Origin of the sequence: Bacillus sp. FSL K6-1338, from assembly GCF_038006965.1 — a bacterium.
GTDB classification, from domain to species: Bacteria; Bacillota; Bacilli; order Bacillales; family Bacillaceae_G; genus Bacillus_A; species Bacillus_A thuringiensis_S.
Genome location: NZ_JBBOWI010000001.1, coordinates 85,001 through 102,515, shown reverse-complemented (window position 1 = coordinate 102,515; position 17,515 = coordinate 85,001). Strand labels below are relative to the sequence as shown.

The following is a 17,515-nucleotide window of genomic DNA, read 5'->3' as shown; positions in this document are numbered from 1 at the left end:
CTTAATGTCTACACATTCTATAATTGTACAACAAAAAAATGTGATTATCCATCTTACGAATTAAAAACCATTATTTTTTCTGTAATAATACCACTGCTTGAGAAGCAATTCCTTCTTCTCTACCTGTAAATCCTAATTTCTCTGTTGTTGTTGCCTTTACATTAATGTTATCTATAGACGTTTCTAACAGTTCACTAATACGTTTACGCATACTTTCAATATGCGGTGCCATTTTTGGCTTTTGAGCAATAATTGTACAATCTAAGTTCCCTAACTCGTAACCTTGTTCACGCACAAATTCCCAAACTTTTTGTAACAATACAGCTGAATCTGCATCTTTAAAAGCTGGGTCTGTATCAGGAAAATGCTTTCCAATATCTCCTGCTGCAATGGCACCTAAACATGCATCAGCAATCGTATGTAACAATACATCTGCATCTGAATGACCGATTAATCCTTTCTCGTGTGGAATTGTAATTCCGCCAATAATTAACGGTCTACCTTCCGCAAATTCATGCACATCAAAACCTTGTCCAATTCGAAACATTCTTTACATCCTCCTTGAGCTAAACCACTGAGCTTTATGACTCTATATTATATTGATATCCCTACAAAGAAAAGCCCGGCCATTGCCGAGCTTTCCTTTGTTATACACCATCACGGCTATTTTTTCTGAACATGAAGGAAACTTTCAGCAATTAGCAAATCCTCTGGAGTCGTCACTTTAATATTATAGTAACTCCCCTCTACTACACCTACTTGCTTACCAATACGTTCCACGAGACTTGCATCATCTGTACCAAGAAAACAACTCTGTTTTGCACTTCTATGAGCTTCTAACAAAAGAGAAACAGAGAACCCTTGCGGTGTTTGTACAGCCTTAAGCTGAGATCGTTCTACCGTTTCGACAACAACACCTTGCTCTACTTTCTTAACTGTATCCTTTACTGGCACTGCACAAATGGAAGCTCCATATTTTTCTGCTGCTGTTAATACGTCTTGAATCACTTTATTCGTTACGAATGGGCGCGCTCCGTCATGTACAAGAACGTATTCAACATCACTCGCATGCTGAATCGCGTTATATACACTATCTTGTCTTTCGGCTCCACCCTGAATAAATTGTACCTGTTTTTCAATCGGATACTTCTGCATTAATTCCTCAAAATACGGGCGTTCCTCTTCGTTAATTGCCATAACAATACTTTTGCACTCTTTATCTCTTTCAAAAGCACGTAATGTATGAACGATAATCGGTACTTCGTTTATAAGTAAGAACAACTTATTTTTGCCAGCACCCATCCGCTTTCCTTGGCCGGCTGCCGGAATAATTAATGTATACATATTAATAATCCTCTACCTATAATGCTTTTTCTAATAATTTACGTTTTGCGAAAATCATACGACCAGCCGATGTTTGTAATACGCTAGTAACCAGTACATTAAGTTGCGAACCTACATACTCTCTACCATCTTCTACTACAATCATCGTACCATCATCTAAGTACGCAACACCTTGGTTTTGCTCTTTACCATCTTTCACAACATAAACATTTAATTCTTCGCCAGGGAGTACAACTGGTTTAATTGCATTAGCTAAATCATTAATGTTTAACACCGTTACTCCTTGTAATTCAGAAACTTTATTTAAGTTGAAATCATTCGTTACTACAGTTCCACCGGTGATTTTTGCTAACTTTACAAGTTTGCTATCCACCTCTTGGATATCCTCGAAATCGCCTTCATAAATTTCTACCGGAATCGGCATCTCTTTTTGAATACGATTTAAAATGTCTAGTCCTCTGCGACCACGATTACGCTTTAAAGCATCGGAAGAATCGGCAATATGCTGAAGCTCTTCTAATACGAATTGTGGAATCACAATTGTTCCTTCCAAAAACTTCGTTTGGCAAATATCAGCAATACGTCCATCGATAATTACACTCGTATCGAGAATTTTCCAATGAGTCGTAGATTTTTCTGCTTCTACCTCTTCGTTCTCACTATTATTTTTCTTCTTACCTCCGCGTTGGGGTAATGTAAATAATCCTAGCAATTCATTCCTCTTTTTAAATCCTACTTGGAATCCTAAATATCCAAGTAAAAGAGTGAAGAACACTTGCAACACCGTACTAATAACCGGAATTGTAAATTCACGAATCGGTATTAAAATTAAATATGCAACAATAAGACCAGAGATCAATCCTAATGTACCAAATAAAACATCTGCTACAGGCGCCTTTACAAGAGCCTCTTCAATATGCTTAATAAGTTGAACAATATAATCTACAAGCCAAAATGTTGTTAAAAATAAAATAATTGCACCAATAATCGCACGAACATAAGATCCTTCCAATAAAGGAACAGCACCGATGTCTAATACATTAATAACTTTTGGGATTAAGTAAATCCCTAACGCTCCCCCGATTACTAGAAAGAAGAGCTGTACGATCCGTTTTAACATCCAACCACCTCCTACTCATTATTAACCATTGTTTCGCTAATCAAAACGCCGAATGCAAAAGCGGACGTGTTTTTTTTTATAAATAGTTTTATTTACCAATATATCATATCATATACCAAAAATGTTCTAGTGTCGTTATATTATGGAATCAATGTAATATTCTTAATTGTGTCTACTCATATAGAGATGCTCTTGAATTCTTTTTAGGCCTTCTCGTATTTTCTTCGCCCTTACTTCCCCAATTCCTTCCACATCATCCAATTCATGAATAGTCGCGCGACAAACTCCTTGCAACGTTTTGAATCGATTAATTAAATTTTCAATGATAAGTGGCGGAACACGAGAGATTTTGCTTGTAATTCGATATCCCCTTGGCGTCACACTTTCTTCTAAACTGGTTTGCCCTGGATAGCCAAGTAATTTAACTAAATCACTATCCTCTAAAAGTTGTGTATTTGCAAGGTCCTGTAACTTTTTCAAAATTTGATGATGGTCTTGTGTTTTCTCCTGATGGTAATCTTTAATTAACAATGCTGCCTCTGCTTCTAAATCAGCTAGTAATTCTGTAAGCTGTAAACGAATTAACCTACCTTCTGTTCCTAGCTCATGAATATAGCTCAATATTTCATTTTTAATACGCAGTACCATTTCAACACTATGTAAAACGTGAACTACCTCAGACATTGTAACGACCTCTTCAAATTCTAGAATGCCCAAATTCGTAATACCATCATTCCATACAGCCTTATATTTTTCTAACGTTTGAATAGCTTGGTTTGCCTTTGTTAAAATAACCCCTATATCTTTTAGTGTATAACGTAAGTTCCCTTGATATAGCGTAATTACGTTACGTCTTTGTGAAATGGCCACAACAAGGCTGCCCGTCTGCTTCGCTACACGTTCTGCTGTTCGGTGACGCATACCGGTTTCAATAGAATCAATAGATGCCTCTGGAACTAACTGTGCATTCGCTATTAAAATTTTACTTCCCGTTTCATTTAAAATAAGTGCCCCGTCCATTTTTGCTAATTCATATAAACTAGCAGGAGAGAATGCACAATTAATGTGAAAACCACCATCCACAATACTTTTAATCTGCTCATTATATCCAAGAACAATTAGCCCCCCTGTTTGTGCGCGAAGTACATTATCTATCCCTTCACGCAGTGGTGTTCCTGGGGCCACGAGCTGTAAAATATTAATCATACTTTTGACACGTTGCTTATTTTCTTCCATAGCCTAGCCTCCTAATGTCAAACGAAGCGCTTCTCCTAAATTAGAAACACCTACAACCTCAATCCCATCCGGAATTGTCCATCCTCCTAAGTTTTTTCTAGGAATAATAACACGTTGAAATCCTAATTTAGCCGCTTCTTGTACACGTTGTTCGATTCTTGATACTCTTCTTATTTCTCCAGTTAATCCTACTTCTCCTATTACTGCATCAGTTGGTGCCGTAGATTTATCCCTAAAACTTGAGGCTATACTTAAAGCCACTGCTAAATCAATTGCCGGTTCGTCTAATTTCAAACCACCAGCTACTTTTAAATATGCATCTTGATTTTGCAATAGTAAACCTGTTCTTTTTTCTAATACTGCCATAATAAGCGAAACACGGTTATGATCAATTCCCGTCGCCATTCTTCGAGGATTTCCAAAACTAGTAGGGGAGATTAATGCTTGTATTTCTACTAAAACCGGTCTTGTTCCTTCCATTGAAGCAACTACTGTTGATCCTGCAACACCAACCGGCCTTTCCTCAAGGAAGATTTCAGAAGGATTTAAAACTTCCGCAAGACCAAGCTCTTTCATTTCAAAGATACCCATTTCATTCGTGGAACCAAAACGGTTCTTCACAGCCCGTAAAATACGATACGTATGGTGTCGATCTCCTTCAAAGTAAAGAACTGCATCGACCATATGTTCTAACATACGAGGTCCTGCAATTGCTCCTTCTTTTGTCACATGCCCGACAATGAAAATAGGGATTCCTTTTGTTTTTGCAAGTTTCATTAATTCCGCTGTACATTCACGTACTTGTGCCACACTTCCTGGTGCTGACGTCACTTCAGGTAAATGTATCGTTTGAATAGAATCAATAACAACAAAAGCTGGATTCATCTCTTCAATATGTGCTGCAATACGCTGCAGGTCTGTCTCTGCTACAACAAATAGATTGCTACCCTTTACATGCAAACGATCTGCACGAAGTTTAATCTGCTTTGCCGACTCCTCACCCGATATGTATAATACATCATATGAAGAATCTGCTAATTGTGATGAAATCTGTAATAGTAATGTTGATTTTCCAATCCCAGGGTCTCCACCAATAAGCACTAAGGACCCATCTACAATTCCACCACCAAGCACACGATTAAACTCTTGAAATTCCGTTTCAATACGTGCCTCAGACTTTGTTTCTACTTCGGTAAGACGTCTTGGTTTTGTTACTTCCGTTTGAATTGCATTCGCGTAATTAAGGCGCCTAGATGATACAACTGGCTCCATTTCTTCAACAAGTGTATTCCATTGACCACATCCAGGACATTTACCCATATATTTTGGTGACTGATAACCACATTCTTGACATATAAATTTCGTTTTCTTTTTAGCCATACCTTTTTATAGTTCACTTCACTTTCGTCTATAAACGTTTATCCTTCTCGTACAAGAAAGAGGGCTATCGCGTAGCCCTCTTTGTTTGTCTATACTTATTTTACCTTTTCCGCACTATGAATGACAAATGATTCTCCTTCTACATCAAAGATAACTTTTTGTCCTTTCTCAATAGCACCTTTTAAAAGTTCTTCTGATAGTCTATCTTCTACATGTTTCTGAATTGCTCTGCGAAGTGGACGAGCGCCATACTCACGATCAAATCCTTTATCTGCAATAGCTGAAATTGCCCCTTCCGTTAAGTGCAATTCGATTTCTTGTTCTTTTAAGCGATTTACTAACTGATTTACCATAAGAGTTACAATCTCTTGAATATGTTTTTTCTCAAGCATATGGAATACGATAATTTCATCAATACGGTTTAAGAATTCTGGACGAAATGCCTTTTTCAACTCATCCATTACTTTACCTTTCATATCCGAATAATCACGGCTTTCATCTTGGACATTAAATCCAAGATGTTTGTTACGTTTTAACGCCTCGGCACCAACGTTAGACGTCATAATAACAATTGTATTACGGAAATCAACTGTACGTCCTTTAGAATCTGTTAAACGACCATCTTCTAATACTTGTAGTAGAATATTAAATACATCCGGATGAGCTTTCTCTACCTCATCTAATAATACAACTGAATATGGCTTGCGACGAACTTTCTCTGTTAATTGTCCACCTTCTTCATATCCAACATATCCTGGAGGAGAACCAACTAAACGGGAAGTAGAATGCTTCTCCATATACTCTGACATATCGATGCGAATCATTGCATCTTCATCACCGAACATAGATTCTGCTAGTGCTCTTGCAAGTTCTGTTTTACCTACACCTGTTGGTCCTAAGAAAATAAATGAACCAATCGGGCGCTTCGGATCTTTTAATCCTGCTCTTGCACGACGAACAGCTTTTGCTACTGCTACTACTGCTTCATCTTGACCAATCAAACGATCATGAAGAATGGATTCTAAATTTAATAATTTATCAGTCTCTGTTTGTGCAAGTTTAGAAACTGGGATACGCGTCCATGTAGAAACGACATTTGCAATATCTTCTACCGTAACCTCTGAATTTTCTTTTCCTTGTTGCTCTTTCCATTGACGTTTTGTATCTTCTAACTTCTCACGTAAGCGTTGCTCCATATCACGTAAGGATGCAGCCTTTTCAAATTCTTGACTTTGTACAGCTGCATCTTTTTCTTTTCGAATCTCCTCAAGCTTCACTTCAAGCTCTTTTAAGTTTGGTGGTGTTGTATAAGAACGTAAGCGAACTTTTGAAGCAGCTTCATCAATTAAATCAATTGCTTTATCCGGTAAAAAGCGATCTGTAATATAACGATCTGAAAGTTTTACAGCTGCATCAATAGCGTCATCTGTAATAGATACACGGTGATGCGCCTCATAACGATCACGTAAACCTTTCAAGATTTGAATCGATTCTTCTAAACTTGGCTCATCAACATGAATTGGTTGAAAACGTCTTTCTAAAGCCGCGTCTTTTTCAATATATTTACGATACTCATCTAAAGTTGTTGCCCCAATACATTGTAGCTCTCCTCGTGCTAAAGATGGTTTTAAAATATTCGATGCATCGATTGCACCTTCTGCTCCACCTGCACCAATTAATGTATGAAGCTCATCAATAAATAGAATAATATTGCCTGCTTGGCGAATTTCATCCATCACTTTCTTTAAACGATCTTCAAATTCACCGCGATATTTTGTTCCAGCTACCACTGTACCCATATCTAGTGTCATAACACGCTTATCTCTTAAAGTTTCAGGAACTTCATTATTTACAATTTGCTGTGCTAATCCTTCTGCAATTGCCGTTTTACCTACACCAGGCTCACCAATTAATACTGGGTTATTTTTCGTTCTACGGCTTAATACCTCAATTACACGTTGAATTTCTTTACCGCGTCCAATAACAGGGTCTAAGCGATTTTCACGTGCAACAACTGTTAAGTCCCTTGCTAAACTGTCCAGTGTCGGTGTATTTGCATTTGTTGCTGAACCACCTTGATGACCTGAACTAGCTTCATTACTTCCAAGAAGTTGTAACACTTGTTGTCTTGCTTTATTTAGACTTACACCTAAATTATTTAAAACACGTGCGGCTACACCTTCACCTTCACGGATTAAACCGAGTAAAATGTGTTCTGTTCCAACGTAAGAATGGCCTAGCTTACGCGCTTCATCCATAGATAATTCAATAACCTTTTTAGCACGAGGTGTATAATGTACAGTTTGAGAAGCTTCTGTTCCTCGCCCAATTAACGCTTCTACTTCTTTTTGAACTTTCTCTGGACTTAATCCAAGAGCAATTAATGCTTTTGCTGCAATTCCTTCACCTTCGCGTACAAGCCCAAGTAAAATATGTTCTGTTCCAATATTATTATGCCCAATACGAATTGCTTCCTCTTGAGATAAAGCTAACACTTTCTGTGCTCTTTCTGTAAATCTTCCAAACATCATAGAAATCGCCTCCTACTTGCGCTTAGTTTTTTTCAATACGTAATCGCTCACGGATTAAGGTTGCTCTTCGATAATCTCTTTCTTCTGGCCCTAAAGGTCCACCTGCGTATTGTTGTAAAATACCTGGTTGCGTAAGAACCATTAGCTCAGTCAAAATATTTCTCGATATACCTTTTATATATCCTAGATCAATACCAAGTCGTACATCTGATAAGCAATTGGCTGCTTCTGCAGATTGAATTAAACGACTGTTTGCTAGTATGCCGTAAGAACGATAAACCTTATCTTCAAGTTCAATACTTGAATTTTGTACAATTAATTCTCTAGCCATTTTTTCTTGCTGTATAATTTGTTGAATGACACTCTTTAAATCTGCAATAATATCTTCTTCAGACTTTCCTAGCGTCATTTGATTTGAAACTTGAAATATATTACCTAACGCTTCGCTACCTTCACCGTATATTCCTCTTACTACTAACCCTAATTTTTGAATTACTTGTATAATACGGCTAATTCTTTTTGTTAAAACCAGTCCCGGTAAATGTATCATCACAGAAGCTCTTAACCCTGTGCCAACATTAGTAGGACAACTCGTAATATATCCAAGTGATTCATCAAAAGCGTATTCAACTTCTTTCTCAATCCAATTATCTATTTGATTGGCACTTTGAAGTGCCTCTGATAACTGTAATCCTGAAAATAGGCACTGAATCCGAATATGGTCTTCTTCATTAAGCATAACACTAATATGTTCACTTTCTGATAGTAGACATGCTCCATATTCTGTCCCTGCAAGATTTGGACTAATTAAATGCTTTTCGACTAAAACTCTCCTTTGAAGAGGGGTTAATTCATTCATCTTTAATAGTCCAAACTCCCCAAAAGACCCTACTGCTTTATTTATGAATTTCTTTTTGAATAATTCATGAATCTGTTTAGCTTCTTCTTCGTTTTGCATAGTGGAAAATTGATATTGTTTAAAGTTACGAGCCAAACGAATTCGACTACTTAAAACAATATCAGAATCAGGGCCATCCCCCTTCATCCATGGACTAATTGCTTCGTTCATAATTTTGTCCAGTGACATAGAACTATTCCCCCTCTCTATGCTCACTAAGCTGTATTTCAAGACCTCGGATCTTATCTCTTACTTCTGCAGCTTTCTCAAATTCCTCTTTCTGTACGTATTGTTTCAGAATAAGTTTTAGTTCATCTAATTCTTTCTTTAAGTGGATATTTCCTTCTATACGTTCCGGAATTTTCCCACAATGTTCTGTATGCCCACCGTGAAGGCGTTTTAATAATGGCTTTAAATGCTCCTTAAATGTATCGTAACAAGAATAACAGCCAAAACGTCCGACTTTTGTAAATTGTTCATATGTCATCTTACAATCTGGACATCTTACTATATCTGCATTTGAAAATCCATTTTTTCCTTCTTCAAACATTGTTGATTCACCGTGTAATAAACCAGCAAATAAATCATGAAATGAAAAGTTAGACTGCGATGATGGAAAGAAAGACGTATAGCCACTTTGCTCTGCACATTGCTCACAAAGATGAACTTCCGCCTTCTTCTCGTTAATTACTTTTGTATAATGTAAAGTTGCTGGTCTTATATTACAGTTTTGACAAGTCATCACTATCCCCACCTTTACAACAGGAACGCTCTATCTCATGGTACTTTTCATACATTACTAGATTGTTCGCTTTCCTGAATCCGTTTAAATAAAAGTGCATGTTCTTTTTCAAAACTTCTACAATATTTAACTGCTTTATCTTAGTTATCAATCTTTTACAAAAGTTATATTTATTTATATTTCAGTGTTCTTAACATTGCGCATAATATTCGAGCCCTAAGTTCATCTCGAGAAGGAACATCCATTGATAATACAGAACGATCTATTACGCTTAACATCAGTTTCGCTTCACGATTTGTTATAATTCCCTCTTCTATTAAACGTATAATCATACTTTCTGCATTCCCTTGCGCAACGCTATGATCAATCATATGAAGCATTTGATCAATAATATCTATATCGTCATGCAGTTTGACTTTTATAATGCGAATGTAACCTCCTCCACCACGTTTACTTTCTACTACAAATCCTCTTTCTAACGTAAAACGGGTATTGATTACATAATTGATTTGAGATGGTACGCACTCGAATCGATCCGCAATCTCATTTCTCTTGATTTCAATCACATTATTATTACTTAAGTCAATAACTTGCTTTAGATATTGCTCAATGATATCAGATATATTTCTCATTTATCCGCCACCTTTATTGACTTTGACTATCTTTGACTTTAATTATATACGTATTAATAAAATTTGCAACTCTTTTGCTTATTCACTATCCTAGCCACATTCCCCTGTATTTAAACAAAATATGAATACTTTAAACACATTTTTTATTACTATGGATTATAAAATAAAACACGAAAAAACACGAGTCATTTGACTCGTGTTTTAGTTGCTTGGCGACGTCCTACTCTCACAGGGACAAGGTCCCAACTACCATCGGCGCTAGAGAGCTTAACTTCCGTGTTCGGTATGGGAACGGGTGTGACCTCTCTGCCATCATCACCAAACTATTGAAGGTATATTCCTTCAAAACTAGATAACATTGCTACATATTATATGGTTAAGTCCTCGATCTATTAGTATTCGTCAGCTCCACATGTCACCATGCTTCCACCTCGAACCTATCAACCTGATCATCTTTCAGGGATCTTACTAGCTTACGCTATGGGAAATCTCATCTTGAGGGGGGCTTCATGCTTAGATGCTTTCAGCACTTATCCCTTCCGCACATAGCTACCCAGCTATGCCCTTGGCAGAACAACTGGTACACCAGCGGTGCGTCCATCCCGGTCCTCTCGTACTAAGGACAGCTCCTCTCAAATTTCCTACGCCCACGACGGATAGGGACCGAACTGTCTCACGACGTTCTGAACCCAGCTCGCGTACCGCTTTAATGGGCGAACAGCCCAACCCTTGGGACCGACTACAGCCCCAGGATGCGATGAGCCGACATCGAGGTGCCAAACCTCCCCGTCGATGTGGACTCTTGGGGGAGATAAGCCTGTTATCCCCGGGGTAGCTTTTATCCGTTGAGCGATGGCCCTTCCATGCGGAACCACCGGATCACTAAGCCCGACTTTCGTCCCTGCTCGACTTGTAGGTCTCGCAGTCAAGCTCCCTTATGCCTTTGCACTCTACGAATGATTTCCAACCATTCTGAGGGAACCTTTGGGCGCCTCCGTTACACTTTAGGAGGCGACCGCCCCAGTCAAACTGCCCACCTGACACTGTCTCCCGGGTCGATAAGACCCGTAGGTTAGAATTTCAATACAGTCAGGGCGGTATCCCACCAGCGCCTCCACCGAAGCTAGCGCTCCGGTTTCAATGGCTCCCGCCTATCCTGTACAAACTGTACCAAAATTCAATATCAGGCTACAGTAAAGCTCCACGGGGTCTTTCCGTCCTGTCGCGGGTAACCTGCATCTTCACAGGTACTATAATTTCACCGAGTCTCTGGTTGAGACAGTGCCCAAATCGTTACACCTTTCGTGCGGGTCGGAACTTACCCGACAAGGAATTTCGCTACCTTAGGACCGTTATAGTTACGGCCGCCGTTTACTGGGGCTTCAGTTCAGAGCTTCGCTTACGCTAACCCCTCTCCTTAACCTTCCAGCACCGGGCAGGTGTCACCCCCTATACTTCGCCTTACGGCTTCGCAGAGAGCTGTGTTTTTGCTAAACAGTCGCTTGGGCCTATTCACTGCGGCTTTCCGTTAAGAAAGCACCCCTTCTCCCGAAGTTACGGGGTCATTTTGCCGAGTTCCTTAACCAGAGTTCTCTCGCACACCTTAGGATTCTCTCCTCGCCTACCTGTGTCGGTTTGCGGTACAGGCACCTTTTATCTCGCTAGAAGCTTTTCTTGGCAGCGGGGAATCAAAGACTTCGCTCCATAAGGAGCTTCCCCATCACAGCTCAGCCTTCACGATAAGCGGATTTGCCTACTTATCAGCCTAACTGCTTGGACGTGCACAACCAATCGCACGCTTCTTCTATCCTTCTGCGTCCCTCCATTGCTCAAACGATAAAGAGGTGGTACAGGAATATCAACCTGTTGTCCATCGCCTACGCCTGTCGGCCTCGGCTTAGGTCCTGACTAACCCTGAGCGGACGAGCCTTCCTCAGGAAACCTTAGGCATTCGGTGGACGGGATTCTCACCCGTCTTTCGCTACTCATACCGGCATTCTCACTTCTAAGCGCTCCACCAGTCCTTCCGGTCTGACTTCACTGCACTTAGAACGCTCCCCTACCACTGATACCATTGGTATCAATTCGCAGCTTCGGTGGTGTATTTAGCCCCGGTACATTTTCGGCGCAGAGTCACTCGACTAGTGAGCTATTACGCACTCTTTAAATGGTGGCTGCTTCTAAGCCAACATCCTAGTTGTCTAAGCAACTCCACATCCTTTTCCACTTAATACACACTTTGGGACCTTAGCTGGCGATCTGGGCTGTTTCCCTCTTGACTACGGATCTTATCACTCGCAGTCTGACTCCTAAGGATAAGTCATTGGCATTCGGAGTTTGACTGAATTCGGTAATCCGATGAGGACCCCTAGTTCAATCAGTGCTCTACCTCCAAGACTCTTACACTTAAGGCTAGCCCTAAAGCTATTTCGGGGAGAACCAGCTATCTCCAGGTTCGATTGGAATTTCTCCGCTACCCACACCTCATCCCCGCACTTTTCAACGTGCGTGGGTTCGGGCCTCCATTCAGTGTTACCTGAACTTCACCCTGGACATGGGTAGATCACCTGGTTTCGGGTCTACGACCACGTACTAAACGCCCTATTCAGACTCGCTTTCGCTGCGGCTCCGCCTCTTCAGCTTAACCTTGCACGGGATCGTAACTCGCCGGTTCATTCTACAAAAGGCACGCCATCACCCATTAACGGGCTCTGACTATTTGTAGGCACACGGTTTCAGGATCTCTTTCACTCCCCTTCCGGGGTGCTTTTCACCTTTCCCTCACGGTACTGGTTCACTATCGATCACTAGGGAGTATTTAGCCTTGGGAGATGGTCCTCCCAGATTCCGACGGAATTTCACGTGTTCCGCCGTACTCAGGATACATTCAAGAGAGAACGAAGTTTCGACTACGGGGTTGTTACCCTCTACGACGGACCTTTCCAGGTCGCTTCGTCTACCTCGTTCCTTTGTAACTCCGTATAGAATGTCCTACAACCCCAAGAGGCAAGCCTCTTGGTTTGGGCTATGTTCCGTTTCGCTCGCCGCTACTCAGGAAATCGCATTTGCTTTCTCTTCCTCCAGGTACTTAGATGTTTCAGTTCCCTGGGTCTGTCTTCCATACCCTATGTATTCAGGTAAGGATACCATACCATTACGTATAGTGGGTTTCCCCATTCGGAAATCTTCGGATCAAAGCTTACTTACAGCTCCCCGAAGCATATCGGCGTTAGTCCCGTCCTTCATCGACTCCTAGTGTCAAGGCATCCACCGTGCGCCCTTTCTAACTTAACCAAACTAAAAATTAAAAAATATGAGCTACACTGTTATCTAGTTTTCAAAGAACATACATTTATATATGAGAGATAGTTCTCTCAAAACTGAACAAAACGAAACACGGAAACTTATATTGATAAGCAGCGCTTATCAATTCTCCATAGAAAGGAGGTGATCCAGCCGCACCTTCCGATACGGCTACCTTGTTACGACTTCACCCCAATCATCTGTCCCACCTTAGGCGGCTGGCTCCAAAAAGGTTACCCCACCGACTTCGGGTGTTACAAACTCTCGTGGTGTGACGGGCGGTGTGTACAAGGCCCGGGAACGTATTCACCGCGGCATGCTGATCCGCGATTACTAGCGATTCCAGCTTCATGTAGGCGAGTTGCAGCCTACAATCCGAACTGAGAACGGTTTTATGAGATTAGCTCCACCTCGCGGTCTTGCAGCTCTTTGTACCGTCCATTGTAGCACGTGTGTAGCCCAGGTCATAAGGGGCATGATGATTTGACGTCATCCCCACCTTCCTCCGGTTTGTCACCGGCAGTCACCTTAGAGTGCCCAACTTAATGATGGCAACTAAGATCAAGGGTTGCGCTCGTTGCGGGACTTAACCCAACATCTCACGACACGAGCTGACGACAACCATGCACCACCTGTCACTCTGCTCCCGAAGGAGAAGCCCTATCTCTAGGGTTTTCAGAGGATGTCAAGACCTGGTAAGGTTCTTCGCGTTGCTTCGAATTAAACCACATGCTCCACCGCTTGTGCGGGCCCCCGTCAATTCCTTTGAGTTTCAGCCTTGCGGCCGTACTCCCCAGGCGGAGTGCTTAATGCGTTAACTTCAGCACTAAAGGGCGGAAACCCTCTAACACTTAGCACTCATCGTTTACGGCGTGGACTACCAGGGTATCTAATCCTGTTTGCTCCCCACGCTTTCGCGCCTCAGTGTCAGTTACAGACCAGAAAGTCGCCTTCGCCACTGGTGTTCCTCCATATCTCTACGCATTTCACCGCTACACATGGAATTCCACTTTCCTCTTCTGCACTCAAGTCTCCCAGTTTCCAATGACCCTCCACGGTTGAGCCGTGGGCTTTCACATCAGACTTAAGAAACCACCTGCGCGCGCTTTACGCCCAATAATTCCGGATAACGCTTGCCACCTACGTATTACCGCGGCTGCTGGCACGTAGTTAGCCGTGGCTTTCTGGTTAGGTACCGTCAAGGTGCCAGCTTATTCAACTAGCACTTGTTCTTCCCTAACAACAGAGTTTTACGACCCGAAAGCCTTCATCACTCACGCGGCGTTGCTCCGTCAGACTTTCGTCCATTGCGGAAGATTCCCTACTGCTGCCTCCCGTAGGAGTCTGGGCCGTGTCTCAGTCCCAGTGTGGCCGATCACCCTCTCAGGTCGGCTACGCATCGTTGCCTTGGTGAGCCGTTACCTCACCAACTAGCTAATGCGACGCGGGTCCATCCATAAGTGACAGCCGAAGCCGCCTTTCAATTTCGAACCATGCAGTTCAAAATGTTATCCGGTATTAGCCCCGGTTTCCCGGAGTTATCCCAGTCTTATGGGCAGGTTACCCACGTGTTACTCACCCGTCCGCCGCTAACTTCATAAGAGCAAGCTCTTAATCCATTCGCTCGACTTGCATGTATTAGGCACGCCGCCAGCGTTCATCCTGAGCCAGGATCAAACTCTCCAATAAAGTTAGTTTGTCTAGCATCTAAAAATAAAAATTGACGTTTCACGTTGTTTGTTTCGTTCAGTTTTCAAAGAACTAATGGTGGAGCCTAGCGGGATCGAACCGCTGACCTCCTGCGTGCAAGGCAGGCGCTCTCCCAGCTGAGCTAAGGCCCCAAACAAGTATCGGGAAGACAGGATTTGAACCTGCGACCCCCTGGTCCCAAACCAGGTGCTCTACCAAGCTGAGCCACTTCCCGAAAGAAAACGCGCCCGAGAGGAGTCGAACCCCTAACCTCTTGATCCGTAGTCAAACGCTCTATCCAATTGAGCTACGGGCGCATATGGTGCCGAGGGCGGGGGTCGAACCCGCACGGTGGTCACCCACCGCAGGATTTTAAGTCCTGTGCGTCTGCCTGTTCCGCCACCCCGGCATGTCATATTGAAAATTGGAGCGGAAGACGGGATTCGAACCCGCGACCCCAACCTTGGCAAGGTTGTATTCTACCACTGAACTACTTCCGCAAGACATGTTTGAGATATTTTATTAAAAGTGCGGGTGAAGGGAGTCGAACCCCCACGCCAAAGGCGCTAGATCCTAAGTCTAGTGCGTCTGCCAATTCCGCCACACCCGCATATTTCATTAAAATGGTGAGCCATGAAGGATTCGAACCTTCGACCCTCTGATTAAAAGTCAGATGCTCTACCAACTGAGCTAATGGCTCTCAAAATTAAAACTGGTGCCGACTAGAGGACTTGAACCCCCAACCTACTGATTACAAGTCAGTTGCTCTACCAATTGAGCTAAGTCGGCTAAATGGTGGAGGATGACGGGATCGAACCGCCGACCCCCTGCTTGTAAGGCAGGTGCTCTCCCAGCTGAGCTAATCCTCCATTTGCCTGGCAACGTCCTACTCTCACAGGGACAAGGTCCCAACTACCATCGGCGCTAGAGAGCTTAACTTCCGTGTTCGGTATGGGAACGGGTGTGACCTCTCTGCCATCATTACCAGACTGTATTCATTTAAGACAAGAATTATTGTAACTCATTTAACTTTTAAAGTCAACAAGTTTTTTATATTCTTTCAAAACTAGATAACATTGCTTCATATTATATGGTTAAGTCCTCGATCTATTAGTATTCGTCAGCTCCACATGTCACCATGCTTCCACCTCGAACCTATCAACCTGATCATCTTTCAGGGATCTTACTAGCTTACGCTATGGGAAATCTCATCTTGAGGGGGGCTTCATGCTTAGATGCTTTCAGCACTTATCCCTTCCGCACATAGCTACCCAGCTATGCCCTTGGCAGAACAACTGGTACACCAGCGGTGCGTCCATCCCGGTCCTCTCGTACTAAGGACAGCTCCTCTCAAATTTCCTACGCCCACGACGGATAGGGACCGAACTGTCTCACGACGTTCTGAACCCAGCTCGCGTACCGCTTTAATGGGCGAACAGCCCAACCCTTGGGACCGACTACAGCCCCAGGATGCGATGAGCCGACATCGAGGTGCCAAACCTCCCCGTCGATGTGGACTCTTGGGGGAGATAAGCCTGTTATCCCCGGGGTAGCTTTTATCCGTTGAGCGATGGCCCTTCCATGCGGAACCACCGGATCACTAAGCCCGACTTTCGTCCCTGCTCGACTTGTAGGTCTCGCAGTCAAGCTCCCTTATGCCTTTGCACTCTACGAATGATTTCCAACCATTCTGAGGGAACCTTTGGGCGCCTCCGTTACACTTTAGGAGGCGACCGCCCCAGTCAAACTGCCCACCTGACACTGTCTCCCGGGTCGATAAGACCCGTAGGTTAGAATTTCAATACAGTCAGGGCGGTATCCCACCAGCGCCTCCACCGAAGCTAGCGCTCCGGTTTCAATGGCTCCCGCCTATCCTGTACAAACTGTACCAAAATTCAATATCAGGCTACAGTAAAGCTCCACGGGGTCTTTCCGTCCTGTCGCGGGTAACCTGCATCTTCACAGGTACTATAATTTCACCGAGTCTCTGGTTGAGACAGTGCCCAAATCGTTACACCTTTCGTGCGGGTCGGAACTTACCCGACAAGGAATTTCGCTACCTTAGGACCGTTATAGTTACGGCCGCCGTTTACTGGGGCTTCAGTTCAGAGCTTCGCTTACGCTAACCCCTCTCCTTAACCTTCCAGCACCGGGCAGGTGTCACCCCCTATACTTCGCCTTACGGCTTCGCAGAGAGCTGTGTTTTTGCTAAACAGTCGCTTGGGCCTATTCACTGCGGCTTTCCGTTAAGAAAGCACCCCTTCTCCCGAAGTTACGGGGTCATTTTGCCGAGTTCCTTAACCAGAGTTCTCTCGCACACCTTAGGATTCTCTCCTCGCCTACCTGTGTCGGTTTGCGGTACAGGCACCTTTTATCTCGCTAGAAGCTTTTCTTGGCAGCGGGGAATCAAAGACTTCGCTCCATAAGGAGCTTCCCCATCACAGCTCAGCCTTCACGATAAGCGGATTTGCCTACTTATCAGCCTAACTGCTTGGACGTGCACAACCAATCGCACGCTTCTTCTATCCTTCTGCGTCCCTCCATTGCTCAAACGATAAAGAGGTGGTACAGGAATATCAACCTGTTGTCCATCGCCTACGCCTGTCGGCCTCGGCTTAGGTCCTGACTAACCCTGAGCGG

Annotated in this window: 9 protein-coding genes, 9 tRNA genes and 5 rRNA genes (1 of these 23 only partly in view); all 23 read right to left on the bottom strand. The window is 43.0% G+C overall.

Annotated elements, in window-relative coordinates:
- Positions 1-70 precede the first annotated feature (70 nt).
- Positions 71-547, bottom strand: a complete 477-nt coding sequence (gene ispF / locus NZ044_RS00550; RefSeq protein WP_000488386.1) for a 2-C-methyl-D-erythritol 2,4-cyclodiphosphate synthase — start codon at positions 545-547, stop codon at positions 71-73.
- Positions 548-663: 116 nt separating this feature from the next.
- On the bottom strand, positions 664-1,344 hold the full coding sequence (ispD, locus tag NZ044_RS00545; protein WP_000288312.1) for a 2-C-methyl-D-erythritol 4-phosphate cytidylyltransferase: 681 nt from the start codon (positions 1,342-1,344) through the stop codon (positions 664-666).
- Between the two features lie 16 nt (positions 1,345-1,360).
- A complete protein-coding gene (locus NZ044_RS00540) occupies positions 1,361-2,464 on the bottom strand; it encodes a PIN/TRAM domain-containing protein (RefSeq protein ID WP_000919681.1) in 1,104 nt (367 codons plus the stop codon).
- Positions 2,465-2,626: 162 nt separating this feature from the next.
- A complete protein-coding gene (gene disA, locus NZ044_RS00535; protein WP_000392164.1) occupies positions 2,627-3,700 on the bottom strand; it encodes a DNA integrity scanning diadenylate cyclase DisA in 1,074 nt (357 codons plus the stop codon).
- 3 nt (positions 3,701-3,703) lie between these two features.
- Positions 3,704-5,080: a DNA repair protein RadA gene (gene radA, locus NZ044_RS00530; RefSeq protein ID WP_001085199.1), complete on the bottom strand. Its 1,377-nt coding sequence runs from the start codon at positions 5,078-5,080 to the stop codon at positions 3,704-3,706.
- 95 nt (positions 5,081-5,175) lie between these two features.
- The gene (gene clpC, locus NZ044_RS00525; protein WP_000971173.1) at positions 5,176-7,611 is read right to left on the bottom strand and encodes an ATP-dependent protease ATP-binding subunit ClpC; all 2,436 of its coding nucleotides are present in this window, start codon (positions 7,609-7,611) and stop codon (positions 5,176-5,178) included.
- A 22-nt stretch (positions 7,612-7,633) separates the two neighbouring features.
- Positions 7,634-8,698, bottom strand: a complete 1,065-nt coding sequence (locus tag NZ044_RS00520) for a protein arginine kinase (protein ID WP_000050837.1) — start codon at positions 8,696-8,698, stop codon at positions 7,634-7,636.
- A gap of 4 nt (positions 8,699-8,702) precedes the next feature.
- Positions 8,703-9,251 carry a UvrB/UvrC motif-containing protein gene (locus NZ044_RS00515; RefSeq protein ID WP_000128376.1) on the bottom strand — a complete coding sequence of 183 codons (549 nt, stop codon included), beginning with the start codon at positions 9,249-9,251 and terminating at the stop codon, positions 8,703-8,705.
- A gap of 170 nt (positions 9,252-9,421) precedes the next feature.
- Positions 9,422-9,883 carry a transcriptional regulator CtsR gene (gene ctsR, locus NZ044_RS00510; RefSeq protein WP_001244560.1) on the bottom strand — a complete coding sequence of 154 codons (462 nt, stop codon included), beginning with the start codon at positions 9,881-9,883 and terminating at the stop codon, positions 9,422-9,424.
- A 207-nt stretch (positions 9,884-10,090) separates the two neighbouring features.
- Positions 10,091-10,206: ribosomal RNA gene (gene rrf, locus NZ044_RS00505) — 5S ribosomal RNA — on the bottom strand.
- Between the two features lie 49 nt (positions 10,207-10,255).
- Positions 10,256-13,177 (bottom strand): 23S ribosomal RNA (locus NZ044_RS00500).
- A gap of 146 nt (positions 13,178-13,323) precedes the next feature.
- A 16S ribosomal RNA gene (locus tag NZ044_RS00495) occupies positions 13,324-14,875 on the bottom strand.
- Between the two features lie 76 nt (positions 14,876-14,951).
- Positions 14,952-15,027, bottom strand: a tRNA-Ala gene (locus NZ044_RS00490).
- A 9-nt stretch (positions 15,028-15,036) separates the two neighbouring features.
- A tRNA-Pro gene (locus NZ044_RS00485) sits at positions 15,037-15,110 on the bottom strand.
- An 8-nt stretch (positions 15,111-15,118) separates the two neighbouring features.
- Positions 15,119-15,192, bottom strand: a tRNA-Arg gene (locus tag NZ044_RS00480).
- Positions 15,193-15,195: 3 nt separating this feature from the next.
- Positions 15,196-15,284, bottom strand: a tRNA-Leu gene (locus tag NZ044_RS00475).
- Between the two features lie 16 nt (positions 15,285-15,300).
- Positions 15,301-15,375: transfer RNA gene (locus tag NZ044_RS00470), tRNA-Gly, on the bottom strand.
- Between the two features lie 29 nt (positions 15,376-15,404).
- Positions 15,405-15,485 (bottom strand) — tRNA-Leu (locus NZ044_RS00465).
- 14 nt (positions 15,486-15,499) lie between these two features.
- A tRNA-Lys gene (locus NZ044_RS00460) sits at positions 15,500-15,575 on the bottom strand.
- Positions 15,576-15,588: 13 nt separating this feature from the next.
- A tRNA-Thr gene (locus NZ044_RS00455) sits at positions 15,589-15,664 on the bottom strand.
- A gap of 4 nt (positions 15,665-15,668) precedes the next feature.
- Positions 15,669-15,744, bottom strand: a tRNA-Val gene (locus NZ044_RS00450).
- A gap of 4 nt (positions 15,745-15,748) precedes the next feature.
- Positions 15,749-15,864, bottom strand: a 5S ribosomal RNA gene (gene rrf, locus NZ044_RS00445).
- 101 nt (positions 15,865-15,965) lie between these two features.
- Positions 15,966-17,515, bottom strand: a 23S ribosomal RNA gene (locus NZ044_RS00440); it runs 1,372 nt beyond the window's last position.
- Together the 16S, 23S and 5S rRNA genes with 9 tRNA genes alongside form the textbook arrangement of a ribosomal RNA operon.

Bases quoted from the DNA above. Each gene is read 5' to 3' on its own strand.
- ispF (WP_000488386.1), bottom strand. From the start codon at position 547: ATGTTTCGAATTGGACAAGGTTTTGATGTGCATGAATTTGCGGAAGGT.
- NZ044_RS00540 (WP_000919681.1), bottom strand. From the start codon at position 2,464: ATGTTAAAACGGATCGTACAGCTCTTCTTTCTAGTAATCGGGGGAGCG.
- disA (WP_000392164.1), bottom strand. From the start codon at position 3,700: ATGGAAGAAAATAAGCAACGTGTCAAAAGTATGATTAATATTTTACAG.
- NZ044_RS00515 (WP_000128376.1), bottom strand. From the start codon at position 9,251: ATGACTTGTCAAAACTGTAATATAAGACCAGCAACTTTACATTATACA.
- NZ044_RS00520 (WP_000050837.1), bottom strand. From the start codon at position 8,698: ATGTCACTGGACAAAATTATGAACGAAGCAATTAGTCCATGGATGAAG.
- radA (WP_001085199.1), bottom strand. From the start codon at position 5,080: ATGGCTAAAAAGAAAACGAAATTTATATGTCAAGAATGTGGTTATCAG.
- ispD (WP_000288312.1), bottom strand. From the start codon at position 1,344: ATGTATACATTAATTATTCCGGCAGCCGGCCAAGGAAAGCGGATGGGT.
- ctsR (WP_001244560.1), bottom strand. From the start codon at position 9,883: ATGAGAAATATATCTGATATCATTGAGCAATATCTAAAGCAAGTTATT.
- clpC (WP_000971173.1), bottom strand. From the start codon at position 7,611: ATGATGTTTGGAAGATTTACAGAAAGAGCACAGAAAGTGTTAGCTTTA.